The following is a 15,334-nucleotide window of genomic DNA, read 5'->3' as shown; positions in this document are numbered from 1 at the left end:
CACCGTGCCGGACGGCAGGGGCACGGACCAGGACCGACACGCCTCGGGACCGGGCGATCCACCGCCCGGCCGCCCGGCGGACGGACGGGCCGGGGCCGTCAGCCGACCCGGATGCCGATCACGCAGGTGTCGTCGTCCGTGTCCGAGCGGCTCTCGGCGAGGAGGCGGTCCAGTTGGCCGTCCAGGTCTCCGGCAGCGCCGGCCGCCGCGTGCACCAGGTGGCCGAGCGACTCCTGCACCGAGGAGTCCCGGCGTTCCACCAGTCCGTCCGTGTACATCAACAGGGTGTCGTCCGGTTCGAGCTGTACCTCCCGCTCCACGTAGGTGACCTCCGGCAGGGCTCCGAGGAGCAGCCCCTCGATGAGCGGGAAGGCCTCCGCCTGCCCGCGGCGGACGAGTACGGGGGGCAGGTGCCCGGCACGGGCCCAGCGCATCACCCTGGTGCGCGGGTCGAAGAGGCCGCAGACGGCGGTGGCGGTGACGTGTTTGGCCAGGTGATGGGTGACCGTGTTGAGCCAGGACAGCAGTTGGGCGGGGCCCGCCCCGGTGACGGCGAGGCCGCGCAGGGCGTTGCGCAGCACGACCATCCCGGTGGCCGCCTCGATGCCGTGCCCGGCGACGTCGCCCACCGACAGCATGATCAGTCCGGAGGGCAGCACCACGGTGTCGTACCAGTCTCCGCCGACGAGCGCCTCGATCTCCGCCGGCCGGTAGCGGACGGCGACCCGCAGGCCCGGGGCTTCGATGGCCGGTGGGGTGGGGGGCATGATGGCGTGCTGGAGCTGGAGGGCCAGGCGGCTGCGTTCGGCGGACTCGGCCTCGGTGTGGGCGAGTTGGTCCCGGGTCGCGGCCAAGGCCACCTCGGTCCAGTGCTGGGCGGAGATGTCCTGGTAGGCGCCGCGCACGGCGTGCAGCCGCTGGTCCGCGTCGAGGACCGGCTCGGCGACGACCCGGATGTGACGGGTGATTCCGTCGGGTCTGCGCAGGCGCAGGTTGACGGAGGCGGGGCGGCGGTGGCGGAGCACCGCGCGCAGGAAACGGCTGAGGGCCGCGGAGTCGTCGGGGTGCGCGTAGCCGGGGAGTTCCCGCAGCCGGACCGGGGGCGCGGTGGCCGGGAGTCCGTGGAGATCGTAGAGCTGGGCGTTCCAGGTGGTCTCCCCGGTGACGAGGTTCTCCTCGAAGCCTCCGATCCGGCCCAGGCGCTGGGCGTGCTGGAGGAGGTTGGCCAGCCGGGCCGTCTCGTCCTGGATCCGCCAGATCAGCAGGACGGCGGAGCCGTGGCGGCTGACGCTGATGTTCGCGACCGAGGTGAGCGGGATCTGGTCGACGAGCGCGGTCAGGCTCATGCGTTCGGCGCGGAAGGGCTCGCCCGTGGCGTGTACGCGCTCGATGATGTCGAACAGCCCGCTCTCGCCGGCGGCCAGCGGATAGGCCTCCAGCAGCAGGGCGCCGTTGACGTCGCCGCGCGGCCGTCCCACCGGGTCGACGAAGCGGCTGCCGGTGTGCCGGATCCGGAAGTCGGCGAGCCGGCCCTCGGAGTCGAGCACGGGGGTGAGGACCACGGCCGGGTCCTGGAGTCCCTCGGCGAGGTCGATGAGCTCGGCGACGTCCGGGAGGACCGCGTCGGCGGCCGTGGGGTCGCGCGGGGGCGAGGCGTCCATGGTGCGGGCACACAGCTCGGCGAGGGCCTCGACCTGACGCTCGATCCGGGGTGACTGCGGCTCCAGGGGGCGCGGCCAGCAGATCTCCAGGACGCCCTGGATCCGGCCGCCCGTCCCCGTGGGCACCGCCATGCGGCCGCCGCCGGGCCACTCGGCGCGGCCGATGGAGGGGAGCCCTTCCCGGTCGAGGCCGGCGAGGGTGACCAGTCGGCGTTCCCCCAGCGCGAGGCGGGCGACGGTGGAGACGCCCGGGGGTACGTGGCGCCAGCGGGCCGCCTCCCTCGGCGGGAAGCCGGCGTGGCCCGCGAGGGCCAGCGACCCGTCGGGCACCGCGGTCCACACGGCGACCGCGACCGCTCCCAGGGGGCCCAGGGCGTTGGCCAGGAGGGACTCGGCGACCGCCTGGGTGTCGGCGGTGACGGCGAGCACCCCGCTTTCGGCGGTGCGCAGCCGTACCGACACCGTGGAGTGCCGATCGGCCGGGTCGCCGCCGTCCGCCCGCGTGCCCGCAGCCGTGCCCGTACCCGCACGTGTGCCCGTACCCGCACGTGTGCCCGTGCCTGTACCCGCGCCCGCGCCCGTACCCGTACGTTCGACGAACTCGGCGGCGATTTCGCTGACGTGGTCGCGGGAGGCCTGGTTGACGATGTCGGCGGCGAGTTCGAGGGGGGACATCCCGCTCTCGCGGCACAGCACGTCCAGCTGGCGGGCCGCCGCGGCCGGGGTGCAGTTCAGCTGCCCGATCAGGATGCCCTTGGCCAGTTCGGCCAAGGCCCGCCCGTCGGCGGCCGCTTGGGCCTCGAGCACCTCGCGCCGCAGCCGTTCCACGGTGGCGACGAGGCGCCCCAGCCGGGTCGGAGCCTGCTGCGGTACGCCGCCCGTGGGCCGGTCGCCGTCCGGTGTTTCCGGCCGGCGGGCGTCGTCGTGCCGGGGCGTGTCCGCGGTCACCGGGTGAGCCTGCGCCGGATGCGGGCGATGAGGTCGTCGGCGTCCACCGGCTTGGTCACGTAGTCGCTGGCGCCCGCGGCGAGGCTCTTCTCCCGGTCGCCGGGCATCGCCTTGGCCGTGACCGCGATGATGGGCAGGCCCACGTACTGCGGCATGCGGCGGATCTCCGCGGTGGCGGCGTAGCCGTCCAGTTCTGGCATCATCACGTCCATCAGGACGATGTCGACATCCGGGTTGCGGACGAGGGTGTCGATGCCCTTGCGGCCGTCCTCGGCGTGGAGCACGCGCATGCCGTGCAGTTCCAGCACCCCGCTGAGGGCGAAGAGGTTGCGTGCGTCGTCGTCGACGACGAGGACGGTACGGCCCGCCAGGTCGCCTTCGAGTACGTGCTCGGCGTGCCGGCGCGGTGCGTCGCCGTGGACCAGGGGCAGGACGTCCCCCGGCTGTTCGGCGGACAGGTGGAGCGCGATGCGTTCGCGCAGCTCGTCCAGGCTGGAGAGCAGTTCCACCCGGCGTGAAGCGGACCGCCGGCGCAGGGCTTCTTCCCGGCCGGTCCGCACGCGCGGGTTGTTGTGGGCGAGGACGGGGAGCGAGGCGAGGGCCGGGTCTCCGTCGAGGGCCTCGAGGAAGCGCAGGGCCTCGCCGTCGGGCAGGTCCAGTTCCAGGACGACGCAGTGGAAGGAGTGCGCCGCCAGGGCGGCGGCGGCTTCGCGGGAGCTCGTCGCGTTGACCACGTGAACGCCGCCCCGCTCCCCCGCCGTCCGGTGGCCCGGGACGAAGTCCCGGTCGGCGCTCTCGGCGACGAGGGAGAGCAGGCCGTTCGCCCGCTCCTCGATCACCAGCAGGCGGCGGGGCCGCCGCTGGTCCGGGAGTACGGGCTTGCCCGGACGGCCGCCCTGTCCCGCCGCCGCACGGTACGAGGCCCCGGCCGGGAGCGCCAGTGGGGCTTCGGCGGAGGAGGCGTCCTCGTAGTCCGCGCGGCTGACCGGCAGGTAGAGGGTGAAGGTGCTGCCCTGGCCGGGGGTGCTCTCCGCGGTGACGGCTCCGCCGAGGAGCTGGGCGATCTCGCGGCTGATGGAGAGGCCGAGGCCGGTGCCGCCGTACTTGCGGCTGGTGGTGCCGTCGGCCTGCTGGAAGGCCCCGAAGACCGACTCCAGCTGCTGTTCGGGGATGCCGATGCCGGTGTCGCGCACCCGGAAGGCCAGCACCGGGCCGCGCCGGGAGAGTCCGGCGGGGATCTCGGGGGCCGCGGCCGGTTCGATGCGGAGCTCGACGCCTCCGCGTTCGGTGAACTTCACGGCGTTCGAGAGGAGGTTGCGCAGGATCTGGCGCAGCCGCGAGTCGTCGGTGAGCAGGTCGTCGGGGGCGCCGGGGGCCGTGGTGACGGTGAAGTCGAGGCTCTTCTGCGTGGTCATCGGCCGGAAGGTGGCGTCGACGTACTCCAGGAGCTGGGGCAGGTGCACCCGCTCGGGGTTGATGTCCATCTTCCCGGCCTCGACCTTCGACAGGTCGAGGATGTCGTTGATCAGCTGGAGGAGGTCCGAGCCGGCCGAGTGGATGATGCCGGCGTACTCGACCTGCTTGGGGGTGAGGTTGCGCGCGGGGTTCTGCGCGAGCAACTGGGCCAGGATCAGGAGGCTGTTGAGCGGTGTGCGCAGCTCGTGGCTCATGTTGGCCAGGAACTCGGACTTGTAGGTGGAGGCCAGCGACAGCTGTTGGGCGCGGGTCTCCAGCTCCTGCCGGGCCTGCTCGATCTCCAGGTTCTTGGCCTCGATGTCGCTGTTCTGGCTGGCGAGGAGGGCGGCCTTCTCCTCCAGCTCCGCGTTGGAGCGCTGGAGTTCCTCCTGCTGGACCTGGAGTTCCTCCGAGCGGGCCTGGAGCTCCCCGGTCAGCCGCTGGGACTCGCCGAGGAGTTCGTCGGTGCGGGCGTTGGCGACGATCGTGTTGACGTTGGCGCCGATCGCCTCCATCAGCTGGGCCAGGAAGTCGCGGTGGACGGGGTTGAAGGCGGTGAAGGAGGCCAGCTCGATCACGCCGAGGATCTGGTCGTCCACCACGATGGGCAGGATGATCAGGCTGCCCGGGGTGGTGTGGCCCAGCCCGGAGGAGATCACGTAGCCGCCGGGGACCTGATCGGTGGCGATGATCCGGCGGCTGCGGGCCGCCTGTCCGACCAGGGACTCTCCGAGGGCGAAGGCGGCGCCCTCCTCCGCGGCGGCGGAACGCCCGTAGGAGCCGACGAGGGTGAGCACGGTGCCGCTGGGGCGGTCCTCGGCGAGGTAGAAGGCTCCGTACTGGGCGGCCACCAGCGGCGTCAGTTCGTCCATGACGAGCTCGGCGACGGCGGCCAGGTCCCGGTGGCCCTGCATCAGGCCGGAGATGCGGGCCAGGTTCGATTTGAGCCAGTCCTGCTCCTGGTTGGCCCGGGTGCTCTCGCGGAGCGAGCCGACCATGGAGTTGATGTTGTCCTTGAGTTCGGCGACCTCGCCCGAGGCGTCGACCGTGATCGAGCGGGTCAGGTCGCCCTCGGCGACCGCGCTGGCGACCTCGGCGATGGCCCGGACCTGGCGGGTCAGGTTGCCGGCCAGCTCGTTGACGTTCTCCGTCAGGCGCTTCCAGGTGCCCGAGACGCCCTCGACCTCGGCCTGGCCGCCGAGGCGGCCCTCGCTGCCGACCTCGCGGGCGACGCGGGTGACCTCGGCGGCGAAGGCGGACAGCTGGTCGACCATCGTGTTGATGGTGGTCTTCAGCTCCAGGATCTCTCCGCGGGCGTCCACGTCGATCTTCTTGGACAGGTCGCCGTTGGCGACGGCCGTCGTGACGAGGGCGATGTTGCGGACCTGGCCGGTGAGGTTGTTGGCCATGGAGTTGACGTTGTCGGTGAGGTCCTTCCAGGTTCCCGCCACATTGGGCACCTGCGCCTGGCCGCCGAGCCGTCCCTCGGTGCCCACCTCGCGGGCCACCCGGGTCACCTCGTCGGCGAAGGCGGACAGCGTGTCGACCATCGTGTTGATGACCCCGGCCAGGGCGGCGACCTCGCCCTTCGCCTCCACCATGATCTTCTGCGAGAGGTCGCCCCGGGCGACGGCGGTGGCCACCTGGGCGATGGAACGCACCTGGCCGGTCAGGTTGTAGGCCATGACGTTGACGTTGTCGGTGAGGTCCTTCCAGGTGCCGGAGACACCCCGGACCGTGGCCTGGCCGCCCAGGTTGCCTTCGGTGCCGACCTCCCGGGCCACCCGGGTCACCTCGTCGGCGAACGCGGAGAGCTGGTCGACCATGGTGTTGATGGTCTCCTTCAGCTCCAGGATCTCCCCGCGCGCGTCCACGCGGATCTTCTGGGTCAGATCGCCCTGGGCCACGGCGGTGGTGACCTCGGCGATGGAGCGCACCTGGGCGGTCAAGTTGTCGGCCATGACGTTGACCGACTCCGTCAGGTCCTTCCACGTACCGGAGACGCCCTGCACGTCGGCCTGGCCGCCCAGCCGGCCTTCGGTGCCGACCTCGCGGGCCACCCTCGTCACCTCGCCGGCGAATCCGGAGAGCTGGTCGACCATCGTGTTGATGGTCTCCTTCAGCTCCAGGATCTCCCCCCGGGCGGTGACGGTGATCTTCTGCGACAGGTCGCCCTTGGCCACGGCGGTCGCGACCTGGGCGATGGAGCGGACCTGGGCGGTCAGGTTCCCGGCCATGAAGTTGACCGAATCCGTGAGGTCCAGCCAGGCGCCGCCGACCCCGGGCACGTCGGCCTGGCCGCCGAGCGTCCCCTCGGTGCCCACCTCGCGGGCCACCCTCGTCACCTCGGAGGTGAACAGGGACAGCTGGTTGACCATCCCGTTGAAGACGGTGGCGATCTCCCCGAGCAGGCCGTCCGCCGCATCGGGCAGCCTGGTACGGAAATCCCCGTCGCGTACGGCGGTCAGCCCGGCCAGCAGCCTGCGCAGCTCCGCCTCGCCGATCCCGCCCTCGCCGGGGAGCGGGGGCACCCCACCCGCCGAACCCGTGCCCGCCCGCTCGGCCATCCGCCCCACCCAACACTCGAAATCCGACACTCCGACGAACGGGGCGGGGCCGGACCCGGCTTCGGGGCGCACCGATGCGCACCCGGCTCCGCGGGATCCGTCTTCTCCGCACCACCGGTCCGGTAAAGGCTAGCGCCGCCGAAGGGACCCTATGGCACGGCCGATCACACCGGGGACCTTGCATCCGGCCTGCGGGAAAGGGAGATGGCCATGAGGCCTTCCGCGCCCGGTCCGAACGCCCCTCGGGGAGCCGCGCTTGGGAGGGGCGGGGGTACCCCGGCCGGTTCGGGGCAGACGAATCGGGGACATCCGCACGCAACGGAGGAAACGGGGTGAAGGCGATGGCGGTCAAGGCTGTGGGCTGGGCCCGGTCGTTTCCCGTCTCCGAGGGCGTGCGGGCGGCGCGGGAGTGGACGGCGGGCCACCTGACGTCGCTGCCGTGGAGCGGTCCGGTGGCCGACACCGTGTACTCCGTGCTGATCTGCGTCTCCGAACTCGTCACCAACGCGCACCTGCACGCGGCCGGCACCGCACACCTGGTGCTGACCTGGGACGGCTCCTGCCTGCACGTGAGCGTCGCGGACGCCGATCCGCGGCTGCCACGGCGCCGGGAACCCGCCGCCCGGGAGGATGCCACGTCGGGCCGCGGGCTGGGGATCGTCACCGCGCTGGCCGATTCCCTCGACGTCCACGCGTGCCACGGCGGGAAGGCGATCACCGCGTGCTTCCGGCCCGGCGGGAGCCGGGAGCCGCATGCGTGGGAGCCGCCTCGGCAACACCCGCCCCCTGAGGGCCCGGACACCGAATGACCGGCGCAACTGCCGTGCACCCGGCGTGACTTCAGGATCCGACGGCGGCCTCGACGCTCGTGTGCAGGGACAGGACCGTATCGGCCCCGGTCACCGCGAACAGCCGCCGCAACTGCTCGCCGGGCGCGGCGATGCGCAGGGTCGTGAGGTGGTGCAACCGCAGGAGCAGGTTCAGGAAAGAGGAGTCCCCGAAGGTGATGGAACCGGCGTCCAGGACCACCAGCGGATGCAGGCCGGCGGCCGCGGTGAGGGCCTCCTCCAGGGGAACCAGCGTGTCCTGGTCGAGCTCACCCCGGGCCACCACCACCCAGCCGACCCCGGCCGGGTAGCCGTCCCCGACCACGCTCTGCCCGTATCCGCATCCGTATGCGTCCCCGTCTCCTGCTCCGGTCATGTCCGCCTCCCCGGATCGTCAGCCGTGCGTCCTCCCAAGGGAGTATGCCTGCTTCTCGCTCCGGCGCCCGATGGGCCTGTCCCCTCTCCCCCGTCCCCTGCCGTGCGTCTGCGGTGCTCAGTTGAAGACGTCCAGGACGTCCAGCCAGGAGCCTGCCTCGTCGGCGGAGCGGCGGGGCGGCAGCGGGCGCGGATCCGGGCAGGTCTCCGCCGCGACCCTCGCGCGGACGATGTCCGGCCCGCCGCAGGCCTCGACCGCGAAGGCGCCGAAGACTCCTGCGAACGCGGCCGGGTCGCGGAACTCCACGCCGAAAGCCCGGCCGTCCCGCAGCGGCACCCACACCACCCGCTCGGTCCGGGTCCATGCCGGCACCGGCCGGGCGTCCGCGGTCGATCGCCCGTCCAGCCACAGCTGCGCCACGTGCAGCAGGTTCACCTTCTCCATCGGCAACCGCTTGCGCCGCACCCGCAGTTCACGCGCCGTCAGTTCGACCCGTTGGTCCTTCCTCGGATACCAGACGGCGCCGACCCCGAACGGCCCCCACAGCAGGATCCCGATCATCGGCCAGACCACGGCATGGCCCCAGGACCGGAGCAGTCCGCCGTCCACCAGGGACAAGACGCCGAAGAACACAGCCCACTTCGCCGTCATCCGCCAGAACCCCGTCCCCTGCCGGTACAGGACCCGCCGCTTCCCCGTTTTCGCCATGCCCCCCACGCTATCCGCCGCCCCGCAGTGCACCGTGGGCACCCTTCGGCGCCGCCGCGGCCGCGTGTCCCGGCGGAGGGCCGATGCCGTCGAAGTGTGTAGACCCCTTCAGGCGGGGCAGAAGCGCCCCCGGCAACCGTCAGTCAATCGGGAGGGAGCGGCCACCATGTATCGCTCGGCCACCGTTGTAGGCCCCATTCGTGCAGCAGACGCATCGGTACCCGCGTGTGACCTGGGGTCCGCGGGAGCGCCCACGCAGGACGCGGACCTGTTCCGGGTGGAGAACGCACGGGAGATGGCGCCCGGTGACGCCCGGGACCTCTCGCGGCTCTTCTTCGCGAGGCTGCGCACGCTGGAGGAGGGGACGCGCGAGTACCAGTACACGCGCAACACCCTGATCGAAATGAACCTGTCCCTCGTCCAGTTCGCCGCGCGGCGTTTCCGGGCCCGCGTGCTCGGCGGCGGTCTCGACATGGACGACGTCATCCAGGTGGGAACCATCGGCCTGATCAAGGCCATCGACCGCTACGACACCGAGCGCGAGGTCGAGTTCTCCACCCTCGCCCTCCCGTACATCACCGGTGAGATCAAGCGCTACTTCCGCGACACCACGTGGGCCGTTCACGTCCCGCGACGCCTGCAGGAACTGCGTACGGAACTCGCCAGGGCCCAGGACGCCCTGAGCGACGTCCTGGGCAGGGCGCCGACCGTCAAGGAGGTCGCCCAGCACCTGGAGTTGTCCGAGGACGAGGTCATCGAGGGGCTGGTGGCCGCGAACGGCTACACGAGCAGTTCCCTCGACGCCGCCGCCGTCGACGGCGACGCCTCGTCCGCGGCGGGCCGCAGCGCCCGGCCGGCGGCGGAGCGCCACGGCGCCGTCGATCCGGGCATGGAGCTCTTCGAGGAATTCCACACCCTCGCACCCCTGCTGGAGGAACTGGACGAACGCGACCGGCTCGTCCTGCGGATGCGCTTCGGACAGGAGAAGACCCAGGCGGAGATCGGCGCCGTGCTCGGCGTCTCCCAGATGCAGGTCTCCCGCATCCTGGCCCGGACCCTGGCGCGGCTGCGCACGGGCATGCTCGCGGTGTAGGCAAGGACCATGAACTCCCCATCCGGCGCGGAGGCGGGAGCGGGCACGCCGGCCCCGCTGACCGCCCGGCCGTGGCAGGACCGTCCGGGCGCGCGCCTGAGCGGCAGCTGCGACCTCGACACCCGGCAGTGCCTGTCCGCCGCGCTCGGCGCCGTGACCGCGATCCCCGGCCCCGTCGTCCACCTCGACCTTTCCGCCGTGGTCTTCCTCGACACGGCCGCGGTCGCCGCCCTCGTACGGGCGTCGGCCGCCCTCAGCGGGCAGGGGCGGCGCCTGTTGCTCCACGACCCGCCGTACTCGCTCCGCAGGGTCGTGGAGATGTTCCCGGACGAATGCGCCGCGCTGGAGGTCGCAGCATGACCACTGTTCCTGAGCCCGCCGGGCCCGGGGCCTTCGTCCATCCCGCCCTCTTCTACGAGGACCTCGACGCGTACGTGGCCGGCGTGGGCGCCTTCGTGCGCGCCGCCCTGTCGGCGGGTGAACCGGTCCTCGTCGCCGTACCGGGCCCGCACCTGGACGCCCTGCGCGAGAGCCTCGGCGGGAGCGCCGCGGGCGTCACCTGGACGGACATGACGGAGCTGGGCCGCAATCCCGGCCGCATCCTGGCGGGCCTGCAGGACTTCGCCGACCTGCACGTGAGCCGGGCGGCCCGGATCGTCGGAGAACCGGTCTGGCCCGGCCGCTCCCCCGCCGAGGTCCTGGAGGCGACCCGGCACGAGGCCCTCATCAACACGGCGTTCGCCGGCCGGCCCGCCACCGTCCTGTGCCCGTACGACGTACGGGGGCTGGCGCCCGACGTGCTGGCCGGCGCCCGGCGCACCCATCCCGCGCTGATCGAGGGCGGCCTGTACCTGCCGAGTCCGGCGTACACCGACGCTGCGCGGGTCTCGGCGGACTGCGACCGGCCGCTGCCCGAACCCGAGGGCGGGGCGCCGCGGTTCGGGTACGCCCACGGAGGGCTGGCCGAGGTGCGCGAGTACGCCGAAGCCTGGGCCCGCGGGACCGCTCTGGCCCCGGCACGTCGCGGCGACCTGGTCCTGGCCGTCAGCGAGGCCGCGGCCAACTCCCTGTCCCACGGGGGCGGGAAGGGCACCCTGCGCCTGTGGGCCACCGACGGCGCCGGTGCGGGGGTCGTCGCCGAGATCCACGACGCGGGCCGTCTGGCCGACCCCCTCGCGGGGCGCCGCCGCCCCTCACTGGCCTCGGCCGACGGCGGCCGCGGTCTGTGGATGATCCACCAGCTCTGCGATCTCGTCGAGGTCCGGGCCCTGGACGACGGCTTCACGCTGCGGCTCCACATGGCAACGCCCTGACACAGGAGGTCACCTACACTCGGGTTCGGGCTCGGGTGTCTTCGGGCCACTTGGGGGCATGCGGACTGTCCGGGACGACACCGACCACTACGTCATCGGCGCTCCCGGGCACAGCGAACGGCCAACAGCGGACAGCGGACAGCGGACAGGGCAGAGTCGGCACGGGGGTGCGAGAGCACGGTGGAGACCATCGGACCGGAAACGGGAGATCCAGTGCGCGCCGGGCTTCCCGGCGGGGGCCAGCGGCGGCGGCTCGCCCTGACGGGTGTCGGGGGCGCGGTGGCCAAGGGCCGCGACTTCACGCGCCGGGCCCTGCGCGACTGGGGCTGGGACGGCACCGAGACCGCCGAGGACGCCCTGCTCCTCGTGTCCGAGCTGCTGACCAACGCCTCCTTGCACGCGGACGGGTGCCGGGAACTCGTCCTCACGGCAGGGGAAACCCTGCGCATCGAGGTGTGCGACGGCACGACGGCCCTGCCCTTCCTCCACCCGGCCCCGCGGCGCGGCATGCCGGGCGGGCACGGCCTGCACATCGTGGAGCGGCTGTCCGACCGCTGGGGCACGCACGCCCATGAGCAGGGCAAGGCCGTCTGGGCCGAGATCGAGGCGGCCCGTCTGCTGTCCGGCAGGCCCGCGGCCCGCTGACCGCGCCGGGGCCTTGCGGGTCCGGTCGCCGACCGTCCTCGTGATCAGCGACCTGGGTACGGAACCCGGCGTACCCGGTCTGTCCGGACCGACGTGCCGCGCGCGGTCGGCCTTCCGGAGCGAATGAAGGGCCGAAGCCGGGGCAGGCGATCTCGTACGGGACACCGGCAGTGCCCCGTACGACATCAGAAGAGCGGGACGGCAGGCCCTGCCCCCGCCGCCCCCTGTCTGGCGAAGGAGTTGTTTTCGCGTGACTGAGCATGTGTGGAGCTACAGGTCGACGGCGGGCCACCTGACGGGTACCGATCTGACCGGGTACACGGTCGAGGCGACCGACGGGAGCATCGGCAAGGTCGCCAAGCACTCCGACGAGGCCGGTGACGCCTACCTGGTCGTGGATACGGGCATCTGGATCTTCGGCAAGGAGGTCCTCCTCCCGGCGAGCACCGTGATCATCGTCGACATCGACCGGGAGAAGATCTACGTCGACGGCACCAAGGAGCAGATCAAGAACGCTCCGGAGTTCCACCGCGAGAAGCACCTCGCCGATCTCGGCTACCGCGAGGAACTCGGGACCTACTACTCCGTCGGCGGCTTCGGCGGCCGCATCATCTGACCCCGGAGTGCGGACCGGGCCCGGACTCGACGAGTCCGGGACCGGTGCCGTGCCCGGCCCGGCCCGGCCCCGGCCGCGCCGCCGTCGCCCTCATCCCCGTACGACCGCGCGCACGTTCTCGATGCTGCCGCAGTCGGCGTCGAGCTGCCGCTCCCGCTCCTGCATGAAGGCCGCACCGAGCTCGGCCCTCCGCTCGTCCGGTACGTTCTCCCGGGCCCCGTTGAGAATGGTGCGCTCCTCCTCGTCGAGGTGGTGGGAGACCGCCTTGACCAGATCCTCCAGGCGCCCGTCCCAGTCGTCGGAACCCACTTCGGACACCTCCAGCAGCGCCAGCAGCGCCTCGTTGCCCTCGGCATGCTCCTCGGCCCCGTGCTCGACCTCCGCGTTGTCCACGTCCCTGAACCGCTTCAGCGCGCCGTACACCTCGGCCTCCTCGGCCTCGCCGTGCGCGATGAGGAGCGCGGACAGCTTCGCGAGCGCGTCCTTGCGGTCGGCCTCCAGGCTGCGCATCCGGCGGAAGAGGTCCTCCATCGTGCGGTGGTCCTTGAGGATCAAGGCGACGACGTCCTGGTCCTTGTGTGCGTCCGCGGCCATGCCACGTTCCTCCTCTGCTTCGGGGTCTCGCTCCGCATGGGCGCCTGCTCGATGCCGGTGGGTTCAAACCTCGGGCTCGGGGTGCTGCCGTGCGGGTCCGCCGGCCACCCGGCAGGACGGCTGTGCGCCGCGAGACGCGGATCCCGCTCCGTGGCCGGCCGGGAAGGCGATAAGAGGGGCGGACTCTGGGCCATCCGGAGCAACGGGGGGCGTGTTCCCTCCGGGCCGCCGGTGATCCGCCGTGCGGGCGGTGAATAGTCGGATCCGGGCGGTCGGCCGCACGGGTTGCCGGCCCCGCGCCCAGGCGACACAGGGAGAGTGGACCCGATGGTGAAGAAGGCATTGCTGACGTACGCCTTGGCGGCCGGAGTACTGATCGGGCCGCTGAGCACGGCCGGTTGGGCGGCCGACGGGCTCGCCGCCGGGTACGGGCTGGGCAAGTCCGGCCCCGTGGGCGTGGTCGAGTCCCGCGCACCGCTCAACGTCCGCGAGAAGCCGACCGTGTACTCGGACGTGGTGAAGAAGCTGCATCCGCACGAACGGGTGCTCCTCGCGTGCCAGAAGCGCGGGGGCTGGGTGGACGGCAACCCGGTGTGGTACCGCCTGCACGGCTCGAAGGGCTGGGTATCGGCCCGCTACGTCCACAACCTCCGGCCGGTCCGCCCCTGCTGAGAGCACGGTGAGCGGTGGAAAGCCGTAAAGGGAACGGCCCCCGGTGTTCGGGGGCCGTTCCCTTCCCTTTACTGGTCCCTGTACGGGTCCCCTGACGGGTTTCGACGCTCACCCGGTGGACCGCAGTGCGCGCCTCCCGGCTCCCGCCCTACGCAGTTCACGCCTCTCGTGCGCGGTGAGCCCGCCCCAGACTCCGAACGGCTCTCCCACCTCCAGCGCGTGCCGCAGGCAGTCGCGCTGCACCGGGCACAGCGCGCACACCTCCTTCGCGGCCGCGTCCCGCGCCTCCCGCTCCGCTCGCTGCTCGCCCGTGGGGTAGAAGAAGAGGCGCGAGCCCAGTTCCCGGCAGGCGGCGTCCTCCTGCCACAACCAGTGGTGCTCGGCACGACCCGGCAGACGCGACACATTTCCCACCTCGGAACCCCAATCGGAGACGGCCCGGATTCGGAACGGATTCAGAACGGATCCGGAGGGGATCCGGAAGGGATCCGGACCTCGCCCGGACCTGATGCGGATGCGTGATCCCCTCTCGTCTGACCCGGAACGCTCGCTTCAAACAGCCTGCCCGCGTCGTGCCCGGCGGCTCCTGCGGGCGAGCAGGGCCGCGGCCAGTACGGCGGTGGCCGTGACCAGCGCCGTCGGGTGGCTCCGCACCGTGGTCGCGCCCCGCACGGCCTTGCCCCGTACGGAGTCGAGCCTCCCGTCCTCCACGAGGCGGCCCACGTGCGATGCCGCCGTCTCCCTCAGCCGCTCGGCGGTCTCATGGACCCTCGTCGTCATCGCCATCATCGGGGTTTCCCTTTCCCTCGAGCCCTCCGCCTGTCCGCCTCCCTGACGGGCACGCTGCGCGGATACCCGCCAACTGGGCGATGACACGGGCGAGTTGCTCAGGAAATCAGCTGGTGGCCCAGCCCGCCGAGCGGGACGGGCCACCAGCGGACCGGGGTCCGGGGGCGACGCCGCCGGCTACCAGTAATGACGTCGGCCGCCCACCGCGTGTCCGAAAGAGCCCAGGAGCCACAGCACCGCGCCCACCACGAGCAGGATGACGCCGATGGTCCACAGAACGGAGATTCCGGTCAGGAATCCGATGAGCAGAAGGATGAGTCCGGCGAAAAGCATGGTGTCCTCACTCGCGCGTCGGGAAAGCGGCGGAGCGGTGGCCCCGCCGCGGTGCCTCGGCTCGCGTCTACCCCCGGGCGCCGCCCCTATCTGTGCGCGGCCGGGCGGCGTTCAGGCCGACAGGTCGAGCTCGTAGACCTGTCCGATCAGATCGGCGCCGAAGCTGTGGTGCGGCTCCTCCTCCACGAGCCGGAAGCCGGCGGCCAGGTAGATCCCGCGCGCGGCCGCCAGGGTGTCGTTGGTCCACAGCCGGATCCGCTCGTACCCCGCGTCGCGGGCGAAGTCCACGCACTGTGCCACGAGGCGCGAGCCCAGGCGGTGGCCGCGTGCGGCGGGGTCCACGAGGAGGATCCTCAGCTTGGCGGTGCCCTTCCGGCCCTTCTCGAACTCTTGGCCTTTCTCGCTCTCCTCGCCCTCCTCGCCGCCCTCGCCCTCTTCGCCGCCCTCGTCGTCTTCGCCGGCTACGCAGAACACGCTGCCGACCCGGCGGCCGTCCAGCTCGGCGATCCAGGCCGCCTCGCGGGAGGGATCGCGGCCGGCCGCGTAGTCCGCGACGATCCGCGCGACCAGGGCCTCGAAGCTGCCGTCCCAGCCGAATTCCTTGGCGTACTGCTCGCCGTGGGCCATCACCACCCAGCCGAGATCGCCCGGCTCCCCCAGCGGCCGGATCACGGCTCGGATCTCATTCATGGGGACTCCCTCTCCGGACGGCCGAAACCACCGACCGAAACCACCGA

General features: G+C 72.3%; 16 protein-coding genes. 7 read left to right on the top strand and 9 right to left on the bottom strand.

What is annotated here, in order from left to right:
• Window positions 1-98: 98 nt before the first annotated feature.
• Together MTF69_RS22195 and MTF69_RS22190 are read right to left on the bottom strand one after the other, a co-directional pair.
• On the bottom strand, window positions 99-2,609 hold the full coding sequence (locus MTF69_RS22195; RefSeq protein ID WP_243336873.1) for a SpoIIE family protein phosphatase: 2,511 nt from the start codon (window positions 2,607-2,609) through the stop codon (window positions 99-101).
• Entirely contained in the window at window positions 2,606-6,631 is a 4,026-nt protein-coding gene (locus MTF69_RS22190) for a HAMP domain-containing protein (protein ID WP_243336870.1), read from the bottom strand. The genes MTF69_RS22195 and MTF69_RS22190 overlap by 4 nt, the downstream gene beginning before the upstream one ends.
• Window positions 6,632-6,972: 341 nt before the next feature.
• Between MTF69_RS22190 and MTF69_RS22185 the strand changes: the two genes are divergently transcribed.
• Window positions 6,973-7,440: an ATP-binding protein gene (locus MTF69_RS22185; protein ID WP_243337060.1), complete on the top strand. Its 468-nt coding sequence runs from the start codon at window positions 6,973-6,975 to the stop codon at window positions 7,438-7,440.
• Window positions 7,441-7,471: 31 nt separating this feature from the next.
• Here MTF69_RS22185 and MTF69_RS22180 read toward each other — a convergent pair whose 3' ends face one another.
• Complete coding sequence (locus MTF69_RS22180) at window positions 7,472-7,834, bottom strand: STAS domain-containing protein (protein WP_243336868.1); 363 nt, start codon at window positions 7,832-7,834, stop codon at window positions 7,472-7,474.
• Window positions 7,835-7,951: 117 nt separating this feature from the next.
• Window positions 7,952-8,542: a hypothetical protein gene (locus MTF69_RS22175; RefSeq protein WP_243336866.1), complete on the bottom strand. Its 591-nt coding sequence runs from the start codon at window positions 8,540-8,542 to the stop codon at window positions 7,952-7,954.
• Between the two features lie 166 nt (window positions 8,543-8,708).
• Between MTF69_RS22175 and MTF69_RS22170 the strand changes: the two genes are divergently transcribed.
• The 5 genes from MTF69_RS22170 to MTF69_RS22150 all read left to right on the top strand — a co-directional run bounded on the left by MTF69_RS22170 (window position 8,709) and on the right by MTF69_RS22150 (window position 12,209).
• The gene (locus tag MTF69_RS22170) at window positions 8,709-9,635 is read left to right on the top strand and encodes a SigB/SigF/SigG family RNA polymerase sigma factor (protein WP_243336864.1); all 927 of its coding nucleotides are present in this window, start codon (window positions 8,709-8,711) and stop codon (window positions 9,633-9,635) included.
• A gap of 9 nt (window positions 9,636-9,644) precedes the next feature.
• On the top strand, window positions 9,645-9,995 hold the full coding sequence (locus tag MTF69_RS22165) for an STAS domain-containing protein (protein ID WP_243336862.1): 351 nt from the start codon (window positions 9,645-9,647) through the stop codon (window positions 9,993-9,995).
• A complete protein-coding gene (locus MTF69_RS22160; RefSeq protein WP_243336860.1) occupies window positions 9,992-10,948 on the top strand; it encodes a sensor histidine kinase in 957 nt (318 codons plus the stop codon). Before MTF69_RS22165 ends, MTF69_RS22160 begins: the two co-directional genes overlap by 4 nt.
• 213 nt (window positions 10,949-11,161) lie before the next feature.
• Window positions 11,162-11,593 carry an ATP-binding protein gene (locus MTF69_RS22155; RefSeq protein WP_243336859.1) on the top strand — a complete coding sequence of 144 codons (432 nt, stop codon included), beginning with the start codon at window positions 11,162-11,164 and terminating at the stop codon, window positions 11,591-11,593.
• Between the two features lie 250 nt (window positions 11,594-11,843).
• A complete protein-coding gene (locus MTF69_RS22150) occupies window positions 11,844-12,209 on the top strand; it encodes a PRC-barrel domain-containing protein (protein ID WP_243336857.1) in 366 nt (121 codons plus the stop codon).
• Between the two features lie 90 nt (window positions 12,210-12,299).
• On the opposite strand, the gene MTF69_RS22145 is transcribed toward MTF69_RS22150, so the two are convergent.
• Entirely contained in the window at window positions 12,300-12,803 is a 504-nt protein-coding gene (locus MTF69_RS22145; RefSeq protein WP_243336855.1) for a hemerythrin domain-containing protein, read from the bottom strand.
• 327 nt (window positions 12,804-13,130) lie between these two features.
• On the opposite strand from MTF69_RS22145, the gene MTF69_RS22140 reads away from it, so the two are divergent.
• Window positions 13,131-13,475, top strand: coding sequence for an SH3 domain-containing protein (locus MTF69_RS22140; protein ID WP_243336854.1), 345 nt, complete (start codon window positions 13,131-13,133; stop codon window positions 13,473-13,475).
• Between the two features lie 108 nt (window positions 13,476-13,583).
• On the opposite strand, the gene MTF69_RS22135 is transcribed toward MTF69_RS22140, so the two are convergent.
• From MTF69_RS22135 to MTF69_RS22120, 4 genes are all read right to left on the bottom strand, one after another.
• Window positions 13,584-13,880: a WhiB family transcriptional regulator gene (locus tag MTF69_RS22135; protein WP_308401440.1), complete on the bottom strand. Its 297-nt coding sequence runs from the start codon at window positions 13,878-13,880 to the stop codon at window positions 13,584-13,586.
• Between the two features lie 147 nt (window positions 13,881-14,027).
• A complete protein-coding gene (locus tag MTF69_RS22130) occupies window positions 14,028-14,264 on the bottom strand; it encodes a hypothetical protein (protein WP_243336850.1) in 237 nt (78 codons plus the stop codon).
• A 177-nt stretch (window positions 14,265-14,441) separates the two neighbouring features.
• Window positions 14,442-14,597, bottom strand: coding sequence for a DUF6131 family protein (locus tag MTF69_RS22125; RefSeq protein ID WP_243336849.1), 156 nt, complete (start codon window positions 14,595-14,597; stop codon window positions 14,442-14,444).
• Between the two features lie 111 nt (window positions 14,598-14,708).
• A complete protein-coding gene (locus tag MTF69_RS22120; RefSeq protein ID WP_243336847.1) occupies window positions 14,709-15,287 on the bottom strand; it encodes a GNAT family N-acetyltransferase in 579 nt (192 codons plus the stop codon).
• Window positions 15,288-15,334 lie beyond the last annotated feature (47 nt).

It is taken from the genome of Streptomyces sp. AP-93, from assembly GCF_022808175.1.
Taxonomy (GTDB): domain Bacteria; phylum Actinomycetota; class Actinomycetes; order Streptomycetales; family Streptomycetaceae; genus Streptomyces.
This window is presented reverse-complemented; position numbering and strand designations above follow the sequence as displayed.

Bases quoted from the DNA above. Each gene is read 5' to 3' on its own strand.
- MTF69_RS22190 (WP_243336870.1), bottom strand. From the start codon at position 6,631: ATGGCCGAGCGGGCGGGCACGGGTTCGGCGGGTGGGGTGCCCCCGCTC.
- MTF69_RS22185 (WP_243337060.1), top strand. From the start codon at position 6,973: ATGGCGGTCAAGGCTGTGGGCTGGGCCCGGTCGTTTCCCGTCTCCGAG.
- MTF69_RS22180 (WP_243336868.1), bottom strand. From the start codon at position 7,834: ATGACCGGAGCAGGAGACGGGGACGCATACGGATGCGGATACGGGCAG.
- MTF69_RS22175 (WP_243336866.1), bottom strand. From the start codon at position 8,542: ATGGCGAAAACGGGGAAGCGGCGGGTCCTGTACCGGCAGGGGACGGGG.
- MTF69_RS22170 (WP_243336864.1), top strand. From the start codon at position 8,709: ATGTATCGCTCGGCCACCGTTGTAGGCCCCATTCGTGCAGCAGACGCA.
- MTF69_RS22165 (WP_243336862.1), top strand. From the start codon at position 9,645: ATGAACTCCCCATCCGGCGCGGAGGCGGGAGCGGGCACGCCGGCCCCG.
- MTF69_RS22160 (WP_243336860.1), top strand. From the start codon at position 9,992: ATGACCACTGTTCCTGAGCCCGCCGGGCCCGGGGCCTTCGTCCATCCC.
- MTF69_RS22145 (WP_243336855.1), bottom strand. From the start codon at position 12,803: ATGGCCGCGGACGCACACAAGGACCAGGACGTCGTCGCCTTGATCCTC.
- MTF69_RS22140 (WP_243336854.1), top strand. From the start codon at position 13,131: ATGGTGAAGAAGGCATTGCTGACGTACGCCTTGGCGGCCGGAGTACTG.
- MTF69_RS22130 (WP_243336850.1), bottom strand. From the start codon at position 14,264: ATGATGGCGATGACGACGAGGGTCCATGAGACCGCCGAGCGGCTGAGG.
- MTF69_RS22125 (WP_243336849.1), bottom strand. From the start codon at position 14,597: ATGCTTTTCGCCGGACTCATCCTTCTGCTCATCGGATTCCTGACCGGA.
- MTF69_RS22120 (WP_243336847.1), bottom strand. From the start codon at position 15,287: ATGAATGAGATCCGAGCCGTGATCCGGCCGCTGGGGGAGCCGGGCGAT.